Origin of the sequence: Acidovorax sp. sic0104 (assembly GCF_019219095.1) — a bacterium.
In the GTDB taxonomy this organism is placed as follows: domain Bacteria; phylum Pseudomonadota; class Gammaproteobacteria; order Burkholderiales; family Burkholderiaceae_C; genus Acidovorax.
Map to the genome: position 1 here is coordinate 110,012 of NZ_JAHUWH010000017.1, position 17,737 is coordinate 127,748.

Annotated in this window: 15 protein-coding genes and 2 pseudogenes; 10 read left to right on the forward strand and 7 right to left on the reverse strand. The window is 67.2% G+C overall.

From position 1 onward, the window contains the following. Nucleotides 1-71: 71 nt before the first annotated feature. The 7 genes from KW835_RS22155 to KW835_RS22185 all read left to right on the forward strand — a co-directional run bounded on the left by KW835_RS22155 (nucleotide 72) and on the right by KW835_RS22185 (nucleotide 6,508). On the forward strand, nucleotides 72-1,250 hold the full coding sequence (locus tag KW835_RS22155) for a helix-turn-helix transcriptional regulator (protein ID WP_218386451.1): 1,179 nt from the start codon (nucleotides 72-74) through the stop codon (nucleotides 1,248-1,250). A gap of 33 nt (nucleotides 1,251-1,283) precedes the next feature. Then, nucleotides 1,284-3,011 (forward strand): YgcG family protein, encoded by a 1,728-nt coding sequence (locus tag KW835_RS22160; protein WP_218386453.1) that lies wholly within the window; start codon nucleotides 1,284-1,286, stop codon nucleotides 3,009-3,011. 6 nt (nucleotides 3,012-3,017) lie between these two features. After that, complete coding sequence (locus KW835_RS22165) at nucleotides 3,018-3,338, forward strand: hypothetical protein (protein ID WP_218386454.1); 321 nt, start codon at nucleotides 3,018-3,020, stop codon at nucleotides 3,336-3,338. Nucleotides 3,339-3,411: 73 nt separating this feature from the next. After that, the gene (locus KW835_RS22170) at nucleotides 3,412-3,780 is read left to right on the forward strand and encodes a hypothetical protein (RefSeq protein WP_218386456.1); all 369 of its coding nucleotides are present in this window, start codon (nucleotides 3,412-3,414) and stop codon (nucleotides 3,778-3,780) included. A 43-nt stretch (nucleotides 3,781-3,823) separates the two neighbouring features. After that, nucleotides 3,824-4,267, forward strand: coding sequence for a lysozyme inhibitor LprI family protein (locus tag KW835_RS22175; RefSeq protein ID WP_218386458.1), 444 nt, complete (start codon nucleotides 3,824-3,826; stop codon nucleotides 4,265-4,267). 7 nt (nucleotides 4,268-4,274) lie between these two features. Then, complete coding sequence (locus KW835_RS22180) at nucleotides 4,275-4,679, forward strand: hypothetical protein (protein WP_218386460.1); 405 nt, start codon at nucleotides 4,275-4,277, stop codon at nucleotides 4,677-4,679. 77 nt (nucleotides 4,680-4,756) lie between these two features. After that, nucleotides 4,757-6,508 (forward strand): DUF4832 domain-containing protein, encoded by a 1,752-nt coding sequence (locus tag KW835_RS22185; protein WP_218386462.1) that lies wholly within the window; start codon nucleotides 4,757-4,759, stop codon nucleotides 6,506-6,508. Nucleotides 6,509-6,522: 14 nt separating this feature from the next. Here the strand turns inward: KW835_RS22185 and rsmD are convergent, their stop codons facing one another. Genes rsmD through KW835_RS22200 form a run of 3 tightly spaced genes read right to left on the reverse strand, consistent with a single transcriptional unit; the run spans nucleotide 6,523 to nucleotide 10,005 of the window. Next, nucleotides 6,523-7,206, reverse strand: coding sequence for a 16S rRNA (guanine(966)-N(2))-methyltransferase RsmD (gene rsmD, locus KW835_RS22190; RefSeq protein WP_218386470.1), 684 nt, complete (start codon nucleotides 7,204-7,206; stop codon nucleotides 6,523-6,525). Further along, on the reverse strand, nucleotides 7,203-8,549 hold the full coding sequence (locus tag KW835_RS22195; RefSeq protein ID WP_218386471.1) for a pitrilysin family protein: 1,347 nt from the start codon (nucleotides 8,547-8,549) through the stop codon (nucleotides 7,203-7,205). The genes rsmD and KW835_RS22195 overlap by 4 nt, the downstream gene beginning before the upstream one ends. A 22-nt stretch (nucleotides 8,550-8,571) precedes the next feature. Beyond that, a complete protein-coding gene (locus KW835_RS22200; protein ID WP_218386472.1) occupies nucleotides 8,572-10,005 on the reverse strand; it encodes a pitrilysin family protein in 1,434 nt (477 codons plus the stop codon). Between the two features lie 28 nt (nucleotides 10,006-10,033). Between KW835_RS22200 and ftsY the strand changes: the two genes are divergently transcribed. Together ftsY and KW835_RS22210 are read left to right on the forward strand one after the other, a co-directional pair. Then, complete coding sequence (gene ftsY / locus KW835_RS22205; protein ID WP_218386474.1) at nucleotides 10,034-11,431, forward strand: signal recognition particle-docking protein FtsY; 1,398 nt, start codon at nucleotides 10,034-10,036, stop codon at nucleotides 11,429-11,431. A 167-nt stretch (nucleotides 11,432-11,598) separates the two neighbouring features. After that, a complete protein-coding gene (locus tag KW835_RS22210; RefSeq protein WP_218386476.1) occupies nucleotides 11,599-14,253 on the forward strand; it encodes an EAL domain-containing protein in 2,655 nt (884 codons plus the stop codon). 14 nt (nucleotides 14,254-14,267) lie between these two features. On the opposite strand, the gene cutA is transcribed toward KW835_RS22210, so the two are convergent. Next, nucleotides 14,268-14,618 carry a divalent-cation tolerance protein CutA gene (gene cutA, locus KW835_RS22215; protein WP_218386477.1) on the reverse strand — a complete coding sequence of 117 codons (351 nt, stop codon included), beginning with the start codon at nucleotides 14,616-14,618 and terminating at the stop codon, nucleotides 14,268-14,270. 164 nt (nucleotides 14,619-14,782) lie between these two features. Continuing rightward, nucleotides 14,783-15,076 (reverse strand): DUF4148 domain-containing protein, encoded by a 294-nt coding sequence (locus KW835_RS22220; RefSeq protein WP_218386479.1) that lies wholly within the window; start codon nucleotides 15,074-15,076, stop codon nucleotides 14,783-14,785. Nucleotides 15,077-15,841: 765 nt separating this feature from the next. On the opposite strand from KW835_RS22220, the pseudogene KW835_RS22225 reads away from it, so the two are divergent. Then, nucleotides 15,842-16,798 (forward strand): annotated as a pseudogene (locus KW835_RS22225) (HD domain-containing phosphohydrolase); the annotation flags it as partial. Between the two features lie 5 nt (nucleotides 16,799-16,803). On the opposite strand, the gene KW835_RS22230 reads toward KW835_RS22225, so the two are convergent. Together KW835_RS22230 and KW835_RS22235 are read right to left on the reverse strand one after the other, a co-directional pair. Beyond that, a complete protein-coding gene (locus KW835_RS22230) occupies nucleotides 16,804-17,595 on the reverse strand; it encodes an ATP-binding protein (protein ID WP_218386496.1) in 792 nt (263 codons plus the stop codon). Nucleotides 17,596-17,606: 11 nt separating this feature from the next. Then, nucleotides 17,607-17,737 (reverse strand): annotated as a pseudogene (locus KW835_RS22235) (IS481 family transposase); the annotation flags it as partial.

Here is a 17,737-nt window from a genome sequence, read left to right on the forward strand (position 1 = left end):
GAATGATGTGACCACCGCCAGCCCGCTCCTACCATCCGGCCCATTCATCCACCACCGACCGCGGAGAGCATTTGAGCAGCAGCAAGGACTGGCACGGGCAGCACCTGGGGATCCCCGGGTTCGAAACCCTGATGGCCGAAAGCCTGGAATCCCTGGGCGAGCCCGACATGGCGCCCCGCCTGTTGCGGCACCTGGGGGAGGCGCTGGGCAGCCGCAAGCTGGTGCTGTTCTGCCCGCTGCCCGGCGAGGGAGACCCGCTCGCCGCCAGCCAATGGGGCATGCCCGACGACTTCCTGCAGCGCTATGCGGACCTCATCCAGGTGAAGGACGCCTGGAGCGACGCGCTCGAACGCCAGCATGCCCAGGCGCTGGGGCGGGGAGGCTCGCTCAGCCAGCAGCTGATCGCCACGAGCGACCTGCGCAAGAGCGGCTTCTATGCCGACTACCTGCGTCCGCTGGGCATAGACGCCATGGTCAACAGCATCGTCGAGGCCTCCCCCGAGTGCGGCATGCACGTGCTGGCGCTGTACAACGAACTGGGCCAGCCCGAGTTCACCCCCGCGCAGTTCGCACAGCTGCGCGCAGTGACGCCCTGGGTCCGCAGCCTCATGCGTGCGCAGCGCCGCCTGCGGCTGGCCGAGCGCCACACCGCCGCGCTGGAGCGCACGCTCGACCAGCTGCCGCTGGGCCTCGCGCACGTGAACCCCCACGGCACCGTGCGCTACCTGAACGACCATGCGCGCAACTGGCTGGGCGTGGCGGACGACTGCAGCCTGCTGCTGCGGCATGCCACCGGATGGCATGCGCGCCAGCCGCTGCAGCTGGGCCAGGTCCATGCCGCATTGCCGCCTTTGCTCGCCGCATGCCTGAGCGCGCGAACCCCGGTGTCAGCGCGGCTGCACACGCCGCACAACCATGCGCTGGTGGCCCTGGCCGCACCGCTGCGCGCGCAGCCGGGCGCAGCGATGCGCGATCCGCTCGTGCAGTTCGTGCTGGTGCCCGAGACGGTGCAGGACACCCGCGCCGCCATGCCGGTGTGCAGCGCTCTCTACGGCCTCACGCCCGCCGAAGCCGCCCTGGTGCCCCTGCTGCTGCAGGGCATGACGCCCCGCGAGATGGCCGAGAACCAGGGCGTGAAGATGCCCACGGTGCGTACCCAGCTGGCAAGCCTCTATGCCAAGACCGGAACACGCGGCCAGACCGAACTGGCCCAGCGCGTGCTCCGCGTGGCGGCCCTCGTCCATCCCTGAACTTCCGAATCGCCACTTGAGGAGCCTGACTGCATGAAGCACACCCCGAACGCCAACATCCGTCCCGTCGCCATCGCCTGCGCAGCACTGCTGGGCCTGGCATGCGCTGGCGTCGCTCTGGCCCAGAAGGCCGCCGCCACCGCCGGCCCCAAACCCACCAAGGCGCAACTGGTGGCCGAGCTGGCCGCGACGCTGCAGGCCTGCTCATACGACGGCAGCCCCGTGGCGTTCTCGCCGCCCGATCTGTCCAAGGGCGGCGGCACAGGCAAGCAGGTGGTGGCCGAGATCATGAAGTACACCGGCCTGCCCGCCAACTTCGTGGTGGTGGAGGGCCAGGTGCCCAACGCCGCGGCAGTCATCATGGCGGGCCCCGACAAGCTGCCGCGCCGCGTGATCGCGTACAACCCTTCGTTCATGGGTGACGTGATCCGCGCCACCAAGGCCAACAACTGGGCCCCCGTGAGCATCATGGCGCACGAGATCGGCCACCACCTGTCGGGCCACACCATCGTGCCCGGCGGCAGCCAGCCGCCCATTGAGCTGGAGTCCGACAAGTTCAGCGGCTTCGTGCTCTTCAAGATGGGCGCACCGCTCAAGGACGCGCAGAACGCCATCGCCACGCTGATTCCCGAGAAGGACGGGGAGACCCACCCCGGCCGGCGCAAGCGCCTGGCCGCCATCGCCGCAGGCTGGACCGAGGCCTGCGAGCTGCAGGGCGGCGGCGCTGCCTGCCAGGGTGGCACCGCGCCCGGCAAGGCCATTGCCGTGGCCCAGGCGCCCGCAGCCGCGCCAGCCCCGTCCTCGGCACCGGCGGCCAAGCCCGCACCTGCACCGTCCGGCACGCCGGCCACCGCGCCCGCCGTCGCGGCATCGCCCGCACCGATGCCCGCCACACCTGCCGCCGTGGCCCAGGTCCTGCCCAAGGCGGACGCGGGCGCCCTGCCCTCCAAGGGCGGCCAGTTCATCTACGACGAATTCGGCATCCTCGACCCCGCGATCCGCGCGCAATTCGAAAAGCAGATGCACGACCACGCCCAGCAGACCGGCGTGGAGATCGTCACCCTGCTGGTGAAAGACCTGGATGGCAAGACCGCCGAGGAATACGCCCACGCCATGATGCGCCAGTTGCGCGTGGGCAAGCTGGACGTGGGCAACGGCGCGGTACTCGTGGCGGCCCCCGAGCAAGGCCAGGCCGCTGCCGTGCTGGGGGCGGGCGTGGCGCTGGAGATGGGCGGCCACGACAAGGCCGAGCAGCTGTCGCGCTGGATCAAGACCGCCTGGCCCCTGTGCAAGAAGAAGAACGCATGCGGCAACTGGACCGAGAACCTGATGCTCGCCGCCGACCACATCCGCCGCGACACCCGCCTGGCCGACTGGACCATCGCCTACAACTCCCTGGGCGACCTGCAGAAAGCCGACGCGGCCGAAAGCAGCCAGAAGACATCGCCACAGCAAAGCAAGACCTGGAAGAAGATCCTGCGGCTGTCGGGCACTGTGGAAAGCCTGAACCCGCCCGCCGGGGTCAAGTCCGCCTGGGTGAGCGATGTGAAGGTGAAGAACGGCAAGAAGGCCGTGCTGATGCGCAGCGCCGAGGGCCTGACCACCATGCTGTATGTCGACCCGCGCACCGAGGCCCTGATGCCCGGCGGCAAGATGGAGCAGGGCAAGACCTACACCATCATCGCGCGCTCGGACTTCCTGTCCTGGAACCCCAAGGACACGCAGTCCGTGGACCTGCTGAGCTACGCGACGGCAGAGTGACCACGCATGCGCGCAACCACCCTTGCCATGCTGCTGTCGGGCGCCGCCAACCTGCTGCCCGCGCTGTTCTTCATGTTCACCGTGCTGCTGGGCAGCAACGGCATGAACTCCACGCAGGGCGGCCGCCTGCTGGGCGCGATCGCGCTGCTGCTGGCGCTGGGGTGGGTGGCGGGCCTGTTCCTGGCGCGCCACATGGCCCAATGGTGCATGGAGCGCGGCTGGTCGGGCCTTGCCTGCGTAGCGGCGGCGGGCGCCGGCACCGTGGCGATCTACACCGTCATGGCGGTGCTCGCCACCTTCATGGTGCTGCTGTGGGTGGGGGCATGAGCGCCGTGCCGGGCCGCCCCCAACAAGCTCGCTCCCGCTTGGCGGGACAGGCCGCAGGCCGAAGGGTGCACCAGTGACCCAGGACGCGGGCCTTTTGCCAGGCTGGCGCCAGCGCTTCGGGTTCCTGGAGACGGACTTCGGCTTCACGTTGACCGATTTCTGCGACTCGCCCACCGCCTTCGACAACTGCGTGGCGCAGTACGCGCGCTCGCCGTTTGAACTGCGGCTGGCACGCGAGCGCGGCCAGGTGTTTGTCGAGCTGCGCTGCGGCACGCGCCCCTGGCAGGACAAAGAGCCGCTGCTGGACCGCCTGGGCGTGGCCTGGGGCCGTCACCCCACGGCCGATGACGGCAGCTGGAGCGGCTACCACACCGCCGTGCAGGCCCAGGACCTGCGGCGCCACCTGCCGCTGCTGCTGCAACACATGTCGGCCTTTGCCTGAATACACGAACCGGACAACAACCCTGCGCCCCCTCGGCTCCACCATGCACCGAACCTTGCACAGCACCCTCACCACCGTCGCTACCATCGCCCTGCTGCTCTCCGGCACAGCGCACGCGGCAGAGCACTTCTGCGGCCAGAGCAAGCCACACCCCATCGACCAGGCACTCGCCAAAGCCGTAGAGCGCAGCGCCGGCGTGACCGTGGACCTGAGCGACGCACAGTCCGCCGCGTATGACGCCTGGGACAAGGAACTCAACCGCATCTACGCAGAAGCGCTCAAGGCCGCCGGCCCTGCACGCCGCGACGCGCTGCGTGCCGCCCAGCGCGCGTGGCTGGCGTTCGACGGGGCACAGTTCCGGTGGGAGACGCAGCTCTACGCCGACCAGGGCACCTCCAGCGCGCTCAACACGGGCGGCGGCGCCCTTGCGCGCCGCCGCGCGCGGGTGTGCGAGCTGAGCAACGACCTGCAAAGCCTCAAGGAATGAGCCCGCCATGGTCCGCCGCATGTTGCTGACCCTGGGGTGCGCCTGGCTCGCCGCGCCGGGCTGCGCGCACGCCAGCCGCACCGTCTGCCTGCGCATCCGCAACGACAGCACCGAACCATTCGAGCATGTGTGGCTGGGCCTGCCGCAACGGGGCAGCGACGCGGACCTGGGCCCGCTGGCGCCCGGCCAGACGAGCCGATGGCATGCCCTGCCTGCCGACCCCGCCGCGCACTACCGCAAGACGCGCATCCAGCTCGCCCGGCGCCAGATCATCCACGTGAACGATGGCGCCTACCCGCATGCCCGCAACACACTGTCGCCAGGCCGCCGCTACACCTTCGCCTACACGCTTGCGGGCACCCAGGCCCGACTGGATGTGATCGACGAAGGCACGCAGCAGCCAGCACGCTGAATACCGATCGCTCCTGAAAACATAGCTGCCTGCGCCGTACTTGCGGGCGCAGAGGCTCTTTTGACTCATAAAAACCCATGAACACGGCACTCCGGCCCCCCGATGCTCCTGAATCCACCGCGTCCTTGACCGCCCGCGCCGCCAAGCTGTGTGCCCTGGTGTCTGCTGCGGCCCTGATGAGCGCCTGCGGCGGCGCTGGCGACCCGGACGACGGGCAGGCGGTTCCATCGGCACCCGCACCCGCACCAGCCCCAGGCTCCGCGTCGCCCGCGCCCAATGCACCGACCACGCCCGGAGCGCCGCCCGCCACGGATCCAGGCACAATGCCCCCGCTACCCACGTCGCCTACGCCGCCACCGGCACCCGCGCCCACGCCGGCGCCTGCACCCGGTCCCGCACCCACGCCCGCTCCGGCATGGCAGCTCACCACACTGCCGCTGGGTGCCGCCCTTCCCGCCGCCAGCGACACCACGCGCAACCCGGGGCGCGGCTACCACCGGTGGCGCGAGCAGCCCCTGGCCGTGCCCGCGCCCCAGGCGCCCGCACCGCTGGAGTCCTTCCAGCGCTACACCTGGGCGCAGCTCGAAGACTCCACGCCGGGCAGCTACAAGATCGCCGCCACGCTGCTGGCCGACCGGGCGGCAGCGCGCGCCCGGGGAGAGCGCTTTGCGTTCCGCATACAGCCCATGCGAGGGTATGGCACCGGTGTCGCCGACGTGCCCGCCTACTTGTCGGCCACCTCGACCCAGCCCGAGTGCAACGCTCCACACCCCGTGTGCATGTGGTCCACCCAGCCGGGCAACCCCGGCGTGGGCACCTATGTGCCCAACTGGAACCACCCCTACGTGCTGGCCCGCATGCAGGCCCTGCTCACGCAGGTCTCTCAGGCGCTGGCAGACACCTCCGACATCGCCTGGGTGGACGTGGGGCTTTATGGGCAGTACGGCGAATGGGCCCTGTCCGGCACCCAGGTCGACTACACCAACTCCGCCGTGGTGCCGTCAGGTGTGGCACCGGCCAGCGACGCCACCAAGCGCGCCATCGCCCGCATGCACTTCGAGGCATTCCCGCAGGTGCGCCAGGTGATGTTCGTTCCGCACAGCAACCTGGACACGCTGCGCTACGCCTTCTTCGAGCAGGCCATCACCGCCCTGCCCGTGGGCCTGCGATGGGACTGCCTGGGCAAGGCCGGCTACATGGACCAATGGCTCCACCGCCCCGCAGACTGGGCCCTCATCAAGGACCGGTGGCAGATCGCCCCGTGGGTCGCGGAGTTCTGCCCCTTTGGCGCGGGCAGCGCAGACCCTTCGGCTGCCACCGCGGCCCAGCAGGTGCGCGACTTCCATGTGGGCATGGTGGGCAATGCGAACCTGAACTCCATCTGGCCCGCGTTCTCGCCCGCCGAGCAGCAGGCGCTTGCGGCGGTAGGGCGCGAGTCCGGCTACCGCCTGGTCGCGACGCAGGCCGGTGTGACCCAACCGACCCACGGCACGCTGCGGCTGACCCTGCAGGTGGGCAACATCGGCCATGCGCCGGTGTACGAACCGTGGGCACTGCAAGGACAGGTGCGGGATGCCGGGGGGCAGGTGCTGGGCTCGCAGGTGCTGCTGAACGCCGCGCAGGTGCGCAGCCTCATCGCGGGCCGCCCTGCGCAGATCGATGCCAGCTGGGCGCTGCCTGCTGCAGCTCCGGCGGGAAGCTACGCACTGCACCTGGCCTGGGTGCGCAGCCCGGCGCTGCCGGCAGCAGTGGCTCAGCCGATGCGCTGGAACATGTCGGGTGCGGAAACCGACGGCAGCCTGCGGGTGGCCACGTTGCTCAGAAACTGAAGGAGGCGTTGCCTTCAGGACCCCGCCGTCGCCAGGCGCAGCAAATGCGCGTGCACAGCCCCCGCCTTCAGATGGCGGTGCACCACCAGGCCTGCGTCCTGCAGCTCGTCATCCGACCACGCCCGTGGGGCCTCCAGGTAGACATGCCCATCGGCCGCCACGGCACGCGCAGCGGCCTGCAGGGCCTTGCCGAAGATGTCGCTGCCGAACGGCGGGTCGAGCAAGATCAGGTCGAGGCTGCCTGGGCCGGCCTGCTGCAGCGCCGACAGGCCGTCACCGCGGGTCACGCGCACGGTGGCGGCCTTCAGGCGCTGCTGCTGGGTGTTCAGCTGCGCGACCAGGGCGGCATCGTTTTCCACCAATTGCACGGCTGCTGCGCCGCGCGAGGCGGCTTCCAGGCCCAGGGCGCCGGTGCCGGCGAAGGCGTCCAGGCAGCGCCAGCCGGTCAGGTCCTGGCCCAGCCAGTTGAACAGGGTTTCGCGCACGCGGTCGGGCGTGGGCCGCAGACCGGGGTGGCGGGCCACGGCCAGGCGGGTGCGCTTCCACTGCCCACCGATGATGCGGATCTCGCCCGCCCCCTTGTGTGCGGCGGCTGCCGCTGGGGGCACAGCGTTGCCCTTCTTGGCGGGCGCGGCGGCCGCAGCGCCTGCCTTCTTGCCGCCGGGCAGCTCGCCCGGGCGCAGGGTGGATCGGCTCATGGCTTGCCCCCGACCACCACGGTGACCATGCGCTCGGGCTGGAGCTTGCGGGCCATGGCGGCGCGCACTTCGGCGACCGTGAGTGCCTCGACCTTCTTCGTCCACTGGTCCAGGTAGTCGAGCGGAAGTTCGTTCCAGGCGATATTGGCCACATTGCCCAGGAGCTTTTTGTTGCTGTCGATGCGCAGCGCGAAGCCGCCGATGAGGTTGTCCTTGGCGGCGCGCAGTTCGGCTTCGGTGGGGCCTTCGGCGACAAAGCGTGCGATGACGTCGCGCGAGACCTTGACGGCCTGCTCGGCCTGGTCGGGCCGGGTCTGCAGGCCCACGGTGAATGCGCCCGCATGCATGCCAGCGGCGAAGTAGCTGTACACGCTGTAGGACAGGCCGCGCTTTTCGCGCACCTCGTTGGTCAGGCGCGAGACAAAACCACCGCCGCCCAGGATGTGGTTTCCCACCAGCAGGGCGATGAAGTCCGGGTCGCGCCGCTGAAAGCCCGGCTGGCCGATCAGCACATGGGCCTGGGCCGACGCGAAGGGGATGGCCTGCTCTGCCGGCGCCGCCAGCACCTGGATCTCTCCCACGGGGGGCAGCGGGGCACAGCCCGAGGCAGCGGGCAGGCGCGACAGCAGCGTGGTCACCAGCGCCTGGGCCTGGGCCCGCGACACGGCGCCCACGATGCTGACCTTGGCACGGCAGGCGGCGATGTGCTGCATGTGGAAGGCCTGCATGTCTGCCACGTTGATGCGCGAGAGGCTTTCTTCCGTGGTGCGCAGGCCGTAGGGGTGGGTGCCGTACACCGCCGATGCAAACGCATAGGCCGCCACGGTGGCGGGTTTGGTGTTGGCCTCTTTCAGGCTGGCGCTCCATCGGGCGCGGTCACGCGGCCATACGTCGGCGGGCCAACTGGGCTCGCCGATCTGGCGGGCGGCCAGGCGCGCAGCCTTGTCGAGCAGCGGCGGGTCGGTGAGCGAGCGCAGCGAGTAGTGCATGGCGTCGTTCTCGGCCCCCGCTTCGAAGCTCGCGCCCAGGTCGGCCCAGGCCTCTCCCAGGCCGTTCTCGTCCAGCGCCGGCTCTCCACCCAGGGCCTTCACGCCCTTGCTGGCCATGGCGGCCACGGCGCTGGCCAGGCCTGACTGTCCAGCCGGGTCGCGCCGGCTGCCGGCGTCGAAGTCGATCTGCACGTCCACCATGGGGATGACCGGGCTTTCGACCAGATAGACCTTGGCGCCGCTGGGCTCCGTCCAGTGCTGGATGGGCAGGAGCGCCCAGGCAGATGCAGAGTAAAAAACTGCCCCAGCGCTCACCACCAAAGCGCGAGCAGCTATGTTTTTGATAGTAATCATGTGCTATGTCCCAGTGCGGGGGTCAACGGATGACGGCGCCGGCTGGCAGCGCGGGGCGGGCGCGCAGGCCCTCCAGCGGCTGGGGCAGCAGCGTGCCCACGGTGAGCTGGTCATCGCCGAAGTACTTGGCCGCCACGGCCTGCACCTGCGCGGGCGTCACCGTGCGCAGCAGCGCCAGCAGGCGCTCGTTGGCATCGAGCGGAAAGCCCTGGATCCAGTTGCCGCCCAGTTCCTGGGCCTGGCTCATGACCGAGTCGCGCTCGTACACGGTGGAGGCGATCCACTGGGTCTTGACGCGCGCAAGTTCGGCCTCGCTCACGCCATCGCGCGCCACGCGCGTGACTTCGGCGCGCAACGCATCTTCGACCTGCTGCGCGCTCTTGCCCGCAGCGGGCACGCCGCTGAGCATGAACAGGCTGGGCCCGCGGCCCGTGACCATGGCGCCGCTGTTGGCGCTGTCTGCCACGCGGTTCTCGCCCTGGGTCAGGGCGCGGTCCAGGCGGGCACCGTCGTAGCCGCTGAACACGGCGGAGAGCACCATCAGCGCGAGCGCATCGTTGTCGGCGTCGGTCAGCTTGTCCAGCCGCTCCAGGCTGGGCGTGCGAAAGGCCAGCGCCACGTAGGCCTGCTCGGCCGGCGCCTTCACGGCGATGCGACGCATGCCCTTTTGCTCGGGCTCGATGCGCGGCTTGCGCTCGGGCAGCGCGTGGGCGGGAATGCTGCCGTAGTACTTCTCGGCCAGGGCGCGCACCTTGGCGGGCTCCACGTCGCCGGCCACCACGACCACGGCATTGGTGGGCGTGTACCACTGGCGGTAGAAGGCGCGGGCGTCGTTGGGCGTGAGCGCATCGAGGTCGCTCATCCAGCCGATGATGGGGCGGCGGTAGGGCGACGCGATGAAGGTAGTGGCAAAGAGCTGCTCGGACAGCACGGCCCGGGGCTGGTCTTCGGTGCGCAGGCGGCGCTCTTCCTTCACCACCTCCAGCTCCTTCCTGAACTCCTCGTCCGCCCACTGGTTGTGCGCGAAGCGGTCGGACTCGAGCTTCATCACATCCTCGAGCCGGCTGGACGGGATCTGCTGGTAGTAGCCCGTGTAGTCGCGGCTGGTGAAGGCGTTCTCGCGCCCGCCCAGGGCCGCCACGCGGCGCGAGAACTCGCCGGGGGGCAGGGTCTTGGTGCCCTTGAACATCATGTGTTCGAGCACATGGGCCACGCCGGTGACACCATCGACTTCGTCCATGGAGCCCACGCGCACCCAGACCATGTGCACCGCCGTGGGAGCGCGGCGGTCGGGCTGCACGATGAGTTGCATGCCGTTCTTGAGCGTGAAAAGCTCTGCGCCAGAGGCCGTGATGGACGGCGTGGCGGGGGTTGGAACAACCGGGGTGGTCGCCGCAAAGGCAGCCCCGCACGACAGGCAGGCCAACAGGCCCAGGAGGGTGAAAGCGCGTTTCATAGAATGGGGTGATTCTAAGAACCCGCCAATGTTCAGTTTTTTCAAGAAAAAGCCCACCCCCGAGTCCAACCCGGCCCCGGAAGCCGCCGCACCTGCGGCAGTGCCCCCCGCGCCTGCCGTCCCGGCCGCCCCCCCTGCTCCAGCCGCGGCATCCCCAGCCCCCGCTGCAACGCCGGTTGCACCGCCTGTCCAGGCGGCCCAGCCTGCCGCCGCGCCGGCGCCTTCGGCGTTCGGCTGGCTGCGCAACCCGTTCGGCAACAAGGCGGCGGACCCCGCCACGCCCGCCCCGGAGGCCGCGCCTGTGGCCGCACCGGCCCGCGCACCAGCGCCTGTGGTTATGCCCGCAGCCGCGCCCACCCCGGCGCCATCGCCCACCCCTCCAGCACCGGCACCGGCACCCGCACCGGTGCAGGCTCCTCACGCTGTGGCCCCCGCCGCGCCGTTCGTGCCCACGCCGGCACCCACGCAGGCCCACACTCCGGTCGCACCCCCCGCGCCGGCACCTGCCGCCGTGGCCCCGGCCGCCGAACGCAAGGGCTGGCTGGACCGCCTCAAGAACGGCCTGCGCAAGACGGGTACGAGCATCACCACGGTGTTCACCGGCACGCAGATCGACGACGCGCTGTACGAAGAGCTGGAAGAGGCCCTGCTTATGGCAGACACCGGCGTGAAAGCCACCACGCACCTGCTGGCCGACCTCAAGCGCCGCGTGAAGGAGGCCAAGGCCACCGACCCCGCCGCCGTTAAGGGCCTGCTGGCCGATGCGCTGGCCGACCTGCTGCGGCCCCTCGAAAAGCCCCTGGTCATCGGCGAATACACGCCCACCGTGATCATGGTGGCGGGCGTGAACGGCGCGGGCAAGACCACTTCCATCGGCAAGCTCACCAAGCATCTGGCCGACGAAGGCGCGGCGGTGCTGCTGGCTGCGGCCGACACCTTCCGTGCGGCAGCGCGCGAGCAGTTGGGCGTCTGGGCCGACCGCAACACGGTGGAGATCGTGAGCCAGGAAGGGGGCGATCCGGCCGCCGTGAGCTTTGATGCCGTGACCGCCGGCAAGGCACGCGGCAAGGACGTGGTGCTGGTGGACACCGCCGGCCGCCTGCCCACGCAACTGCACCTGATGGAAGAGCTCAAGAAAATCCGCCGCGTGGTGGCCAAGGCCGACGCCACGGCCCCGCACGAGGTGCTGCTGGTCATCGACGGCAACACCGGCCAGAACGCGTTGGCCCAGGTGCGCGCATTCGACGATGCACTGCAGCTTACCGGCCTGATCGTGACCAAGCTCGACGGCACGGCCAAGGGCGGCGTGCTGGCCGCCATCGCGCAGGAGCGCCCCGTGCCGGTCTACTTCATCGGCGTGGGCGAAAAGCTGGAGGACCTGGAGACCTTCAGTGCCCGCGAGTTCGCCCAGGCGCTGCTGGCCTAGCCCCGCCTGGCCGCAACTGCCCTCGTCATGGCCCCATCCGGGGCCATTTTCACGTTTACGGCAGCCCGCAATTCCTCCATGATGGGTGCTCGGAACGTGTTGACGATCTCTCAGGGGTCGCGTTGGAGCGCAATCTGGATCGTTCTTAACCCCACTGTGCGGATGCCATGTTCATTGAGCTGGTCAAAGGTCTCGCCTTGCTGCTGGCTCTGTGCTTTCTGCACAGCACCAGCATCCGGCTGTGGCGCCTCCACCCGCTGACGGGGCAGGCCGTCTCGGGAGTCCTGTTCGGCGGGATCTGCTTGGTCGGCATGTTGACCCCGGTGGTGCTGATGCCGGGCGTGATCTTCGATGCGCGCTCGGTGGTGCTCAGCATGGCCGGCCTGTTCGGCGGCCCGGTGGTCGCCTGCATCGCGGTGGCCCTGGCGGCGGCGGGGCGGCTGTGGGTGGGCGGCGTCGGCACCGAGGTGGGCCTCATCAGCATCGTGCTGTGCGCGGCGCTGGGGCTGCTCTACCGCGAAGCGCGCACGCGGGGCCGTCTGAGCGTGCAGCCGCTTCCACTGGCGCTGTTCGGGCTGCTGGTGCACACCGCTTTGCTGGGCGTGTTCCAACTGCTGCCCCCTGCAGCCGTGGCGCGCGTGAACGAAACGCTCGCCCTGCCCTTTCTCATCACCTTCACGCCCGCCACGGTGGCGCTGGGCCTGCTGTTGCGCGACGTGGAGCAGCGCCTGGTGACCGAGCAGGCGCTGGCAGGCACGGCTGCCCGGCTGCGGGCCATCGCACATGCGATCCCCGATGTCCTGCTGGTTCTGGATGCGCAGGGGCGCTATGTGGAGGTACTGTCGCCGGACGATGCGGCGCTGGCGGCCAGCCCCTCACAGCTCATCGGCAAGCGTCTGCACGATGTTCTGCCGGCCGGGCAGGCGGACGCCTTTGTGCGCCTGGTCCGCGACACCTTGCAGTCGGGTCAGACCCACAGCATGGAATACGAGATGCAGACCCTGTCGGGCCTGCGGCAATTCGAAGGGCGGGCGCAGCCACTGGGGGCCAGGGTGGGCGGCCAGCCTGCCGTGGTGTTCCTGGCCCGCGACATCACCTTGCGCAAACAGGCCGAGAGCGCGCTGCGCGAGTCGGAACTGCGCTTTCGCTCGTTGCTGCGCAACATCCCCTCCATCTCCGTGCAAGGCTATCTGGAGGACGGCACTACGAGCTACTGGAACAAGGCCTCCGAGCACCTGTACGGCTATCCGGCCGAAGAAGCACTGGGCAACAACCTGCTGGACCTGATCATCCCGCCGCCCATGCGCGAGACAGTGCGGGAGCACGTGCGCCACATGTTCGCCACGGGCGAACCCATTCCCGCGGGCGAATTGCAGCTGCGGCGCAAGGACGGCACGCCCGTCCACGTGTTCTCCAGCCACGCCTACATCAAGGTGCCCGGGCAGCCGGCCGAGATGTTCTGCATCGACATCGACATCTCGGGACGCAAGGCTGCCGAGGATGAAGCGCGGTACCTAGCCTTCTACGACGCGCTGACCCAGCTGCCCAACCGCCGCCTGCTGGTGGACCGCCTGCAGCAGGTGCTGGCCTCAGGTGCTCGCTCGGGGTTGACCACCGCCGTGCTGTTCGTGGACCTGGACAACTTCAAGACCCTGAACGACACCCGGGGCCACGAGGTGGGCGACCTGCTGCTCAAGGAAGTGGCCCGGCAGCTGCGCAGCTGCGTGCGCGAACAGGACACCGTGGCCCGCCTGGGCGGCGACGAGTTCGTGGTGGTGCTGCAGGGCCTGAGCATGGATGCTACAGAGGCGGCGGCCCAGGCCCGTACGCTGGGCGAGCTGATCCTGGCCCAGTTGCGCCAGCCCTCGGATCTGGCGGGCCACGAGCACCATTTCTCTGCCAGCATCGGCATTACGTTGCTGCGCGGCCACCATGACTCGGTGGACGAGGTACTCAAGCAGGCCGACATGGCGATGTACCGCGCCAAGGAGGCCGGGCGCAATACGCTGCGCTTCTTCGACCCCGACATGCAGCAAGCCGTGAACCGCCGCGCGCAGTTGGAGACCGAGCTGCATGCGGGGCTGCGCCAGTCGCAGTTCGTGCTGCTCTACCAGCCACAGGTGGACAGCCACGGACAGGTCACGGGCGCGGAAGCCCTGGTGCGCTGGCAGCATCCGGTGCGGGGGATGGTGCCGCCGGCCGAGTTCATCCCTCTGGCCGAAGAGTCCGGACAGATCCTGCCCCTGGGCCACTGGGTGATGGAAACCGCCCTGCGCCAGCAGGCGCACTGGCGCGAAGACCCCGCCCTGGCGCGGTTGGCGCTGGCCATCAATGTGAGCGCACGCCAGTTCCTGCAGGACGACTTCGTGGCACAGGTGCTCAGGTTGCTGGAACGCACAGGTGCCGACCCTGCAAAGGTCAAGTTGGAGCTGACCGAGAGCCTGCTGCTGGACAACGTGGACAGTGTCATCGCCACCATGCGCGCCCTGAAGGCCCACGGCGTGGGTTTTTCCCTGGACGATTTCGGCACGGGGTACTCGTCGCTCAGCTACCTCAAGCGCCTGCCGCTGGACCAGATCAAGATCGACCAGGGCTTTGTGCGCGGCGTGCTGCAGGACCCGAACGATGCTGCGATCGCGCGCTCCATCATCGCGCTGGCCGGCAGCCTCGGGCTGGACGTGATCGCCGAGGGCGTGGAGACCCGCGCGCACCACGAATTCCTGCTGGAACACGGCTGCAGGTCGTTCCAGGGGTATCTGTTCGGGCGGCCTTTGCCGCTGAAGACTTTCGAGGAGCAGGTCCTCAAGCCGCGCTCCGGCTGAACCTGTCTATGCAGTCAGGCCAGCGCTGCCGATGCGTCCGCCATCTGCGCATCGGCCCACGCGCCATATTCGAGCGAGACCTGCAACGGCTGCACCGCCAGTTGCGGCAAGGTGTAGGGGTGCTGCGCCCGCAGCAAGGCCAGCAGCGCAGGCACGGCGCGCGGCATCGTCTTGCAGGCCACGCGCAGTTCCCGGTCTTCCTGCAGCGCGCCCTGCCATCGGAAGTAGGCGGTGATCGGCTCCACCTGCACGCAGGCCGCAAGGCGTGCCTGCAGCACCGACTGGGCCAGTCGGCGGGCCTCGGCTTCAGTGGCCACCGTGGTCGTGACCATGAGGATCTCGCGAAGAGCTGCGGACTCGGCCATGCTTGTCTCCCAAAGGCTCCGGGCTGGGCAGTCTGCCATAGCGCACCGCGCAACGCCAGACGTCAAACGCACACCCCACCCTACGCTGGGCCCGCCGCGCTGCGCGGACGAAAAAAAGGCGCCAAAGGCGCCTTTTTCGGTCTCGGCTGCTGGCAGCACCCCGGTTACAGGGCGCTGATCTCACCCGAAGGAATCTGGCCGGTGCGCACGGCTTCGGCGGCCTGGGCACGCACGGCAGCGCGGTCGGCGGTGGACTTGTAAGTCACGACGCGCGAACCTGCGGGCTTGATGCTGCGGGTCTGGGCAACGCTCGATGCCTCGGCAGCCACTTCGGCGCGGGTGCGGTTGGTTTCGAACTTCGTGGCGAATTGCGAAGCGTCGGCTTCGTCGGCGTGGGCGCCAAAAGCTGCGAAAGCGGACACGGCGGCGATGGACAGGAAGCGTGCGGTCTTGTTCATGATGATTTCCTTTGAAGTTAAAAAGCGTCTCAAAAAAGCCGGAGAGAAGACGAACAGGTGAAACCGCTTCTGACCGGGTTCGGTGAGTCGCCTTGCGGGTTCGGCTCATCGATGGGTTGAACTGTACGCCGCGGGTGTTCAAAGAAAAACCACTCAGTCGCGAACTGACTGTTCTGTAAATGGCAACAATCGACGAGCCGGTTGAAAATGGCGCATCCATTGCATGAATCATGAGCTTTTAGATGGATAGTCACGATTTTTTGCAGCAATCAATGCAGTGAAAAACCCATCCGCATTGCCCGCGATCCAGCCGCCTCATCCCGGCGAAGGCTATACAAATCAATGACCTGCGTGCGAAATAACCGACACGACCAGACTCTTGCACCCTACCTGCCGCTCGCTGTCGATATGCGCTGAGTGTTGTACTGCCCAATTTGAGAAATCAACGACTTGGAACAACACAGGGGGCATGCCTTTGTACTTTTTATTCCTTCAGTGTTGTACTTTTCCGGGCGTTTCTCACTGAGTCTTGTATTTTTTCCAGCCGGGCTGTTTGGCGCACCATCAGCTCAGGATCTTTCTACTCAGCGCCGCACGCAAACGCTTGACGCAAAAGACAGCGACTTGGCCATGCGGCGGCTTCAGGCTGGTTGCGGCCAGTGATCCTTCGCAGTTGAACGGCTGCTGCGTTCAAGAGCAGACCGTGAAGAAGATCACCGCGCGCTTTCCGAACTTCATGAACTGATACACCCAGCGTGGGCAGGAAGCATGCAGGACGAGCTGCATGCAGCGGCGCTCCTGTGCTCTGAATCCAAGGCCGCCATGATTTCCATGTTCCAAGAGGCGCGCATGGGAAAAGCGGTCGATTCAAGTAGTGCTCGTGAGTTGGTGGAGGAAATATCCGACTCTGTAACCCGCAATCCCAGTGCCTTGATCAGTTTGGCTCGACTGAAGACTGCGGATGACTACACCTATATGCACTCGGTAGCCGTGTGCGCTTTGATGGTCGCCCTGTCCAAGCAGATCAATCTCAATGAGGAGCACACGCGAAGCGCGGCAATGGCGGGGCTGTTGCATGATCTAGGCAAAGCCGCAATTCCACTTGAGGTTCTTAACAAGCCCGGAAAGCTCTCGAACGGTGAGTTTGCAATGGTTCAAAGCCATCCGTTGCGAGGGTATGAGATGCTCAAGGAAAGCGGTGCCGTAGAAGACGCCGTGCTTGATGCCTGCCTTCATCACCATGAGAAGCTCGACGGTTCCGGCTACCCTGACAAGCTCAAGGGCGACGAGATCAGTCTGATCGCACGCATGACGGCGATCTGTGATGTGTACGACGCCATCACCTCCGATCGACCCTACAAGCGGGGATGGGACCCAGCGGAATCCCTGCGCCGTATGGCGGAGTGGACAAATGGTCACCTCGACCCACGCCTATTTCAGGCGTTCGTCAAAAGCATCGGCATTTTTCCGGTGGGATCGCTGGTGCGGTTGACTTCCGGCCGCATTGGCGTGGTTGTCGAGCAAGGGCGGCAGTCATTGGTCGCTCCTAAAGTCAAGGTGTTCTTTTCGACGAAGTCCAGCCTGCGCTTCACCCCAATATTGGTGGACTTGGCGGAACGCGGATGCACGGAGAAAGTGGTCGCGCGTGAAGACCCTCACAAGTGGAATTTTCCGGATCTCAATGACCTTTGGTGCGGCCAACCTTCGGCTCTAGCCGCGTGAAAACCTTACTCAGCGACCGACTGTGACGACGGAAGCGACAGTGTAAAAGTCGAGCCGTTTCCTACGCTGGACCTAACCGTCAGAGATCCGCCAAGCAGTTCGGCAAGGGCCCGTGAAAGTGAGAGGCCAAGGCCGGTTCCACCGTGTTGATAGCTTATTCGACTGTCACCTTGGCTGAACTTCTCAAAAATCACATCGTGCAAGTTTTCTGGAATCCCAGGTCCTGTGTCGACGACATGAAACAGCAGCGCACCGTGATCTGGACTGGTTTCTACAATGAGTTGAACAATGCCTGTCGTCGTGAATTTGATGGCGTTCGACAGCAGGTTGTTCAGGATCTGCTTGAGCTTCAGGGCATCGGTCGTCAGATACCTCGGGACGTCATCGGCCCCCTTTAAAGAGAGACCGAGCGACTTGGCCGCTGCACTGACGCGAAACAACTCGATCACTTCTTGCAGTAGTCGGGGTAGCTCCACTGGCTCAAGGTGTGCAGGCATGGCGCCCGCTTCAATTCGCGCGAGGTCCAGTATTTCCGTCAGCACGGCATTTAGGTGTTCGGCCCCTTGGCGAATGAGACCAGATTGCTCTCGCGTGTGAGGCTCATTGCTGCGCATCTCGATGAGTTCGGAGAACCCTCTGATGCTCGTCAAAGGCGTTCTCAGTTCGTGCGACACCGCAGCCAAGAACTCGCTCTTTGCGCGGTTTGCCCGCTGAGCGTCCGCTTCGCTTCTAATCAGTGCATCGTGACTTACAGCTAGCTTTCGAATGCTGGTAAGAAGAACGGCAACGAAGGCAATGACCGCAAGCGTTAGCTGTCACATCCCGGACGATCATATGGCCGCTTGTGAAACAGATCCGGGTGCTCTTGGTACCACTCTTTCATGGCCTGCATTGGCGTACTACTCTTGAGCGCTGACTGTGGCAACTGGTGGTTGTACA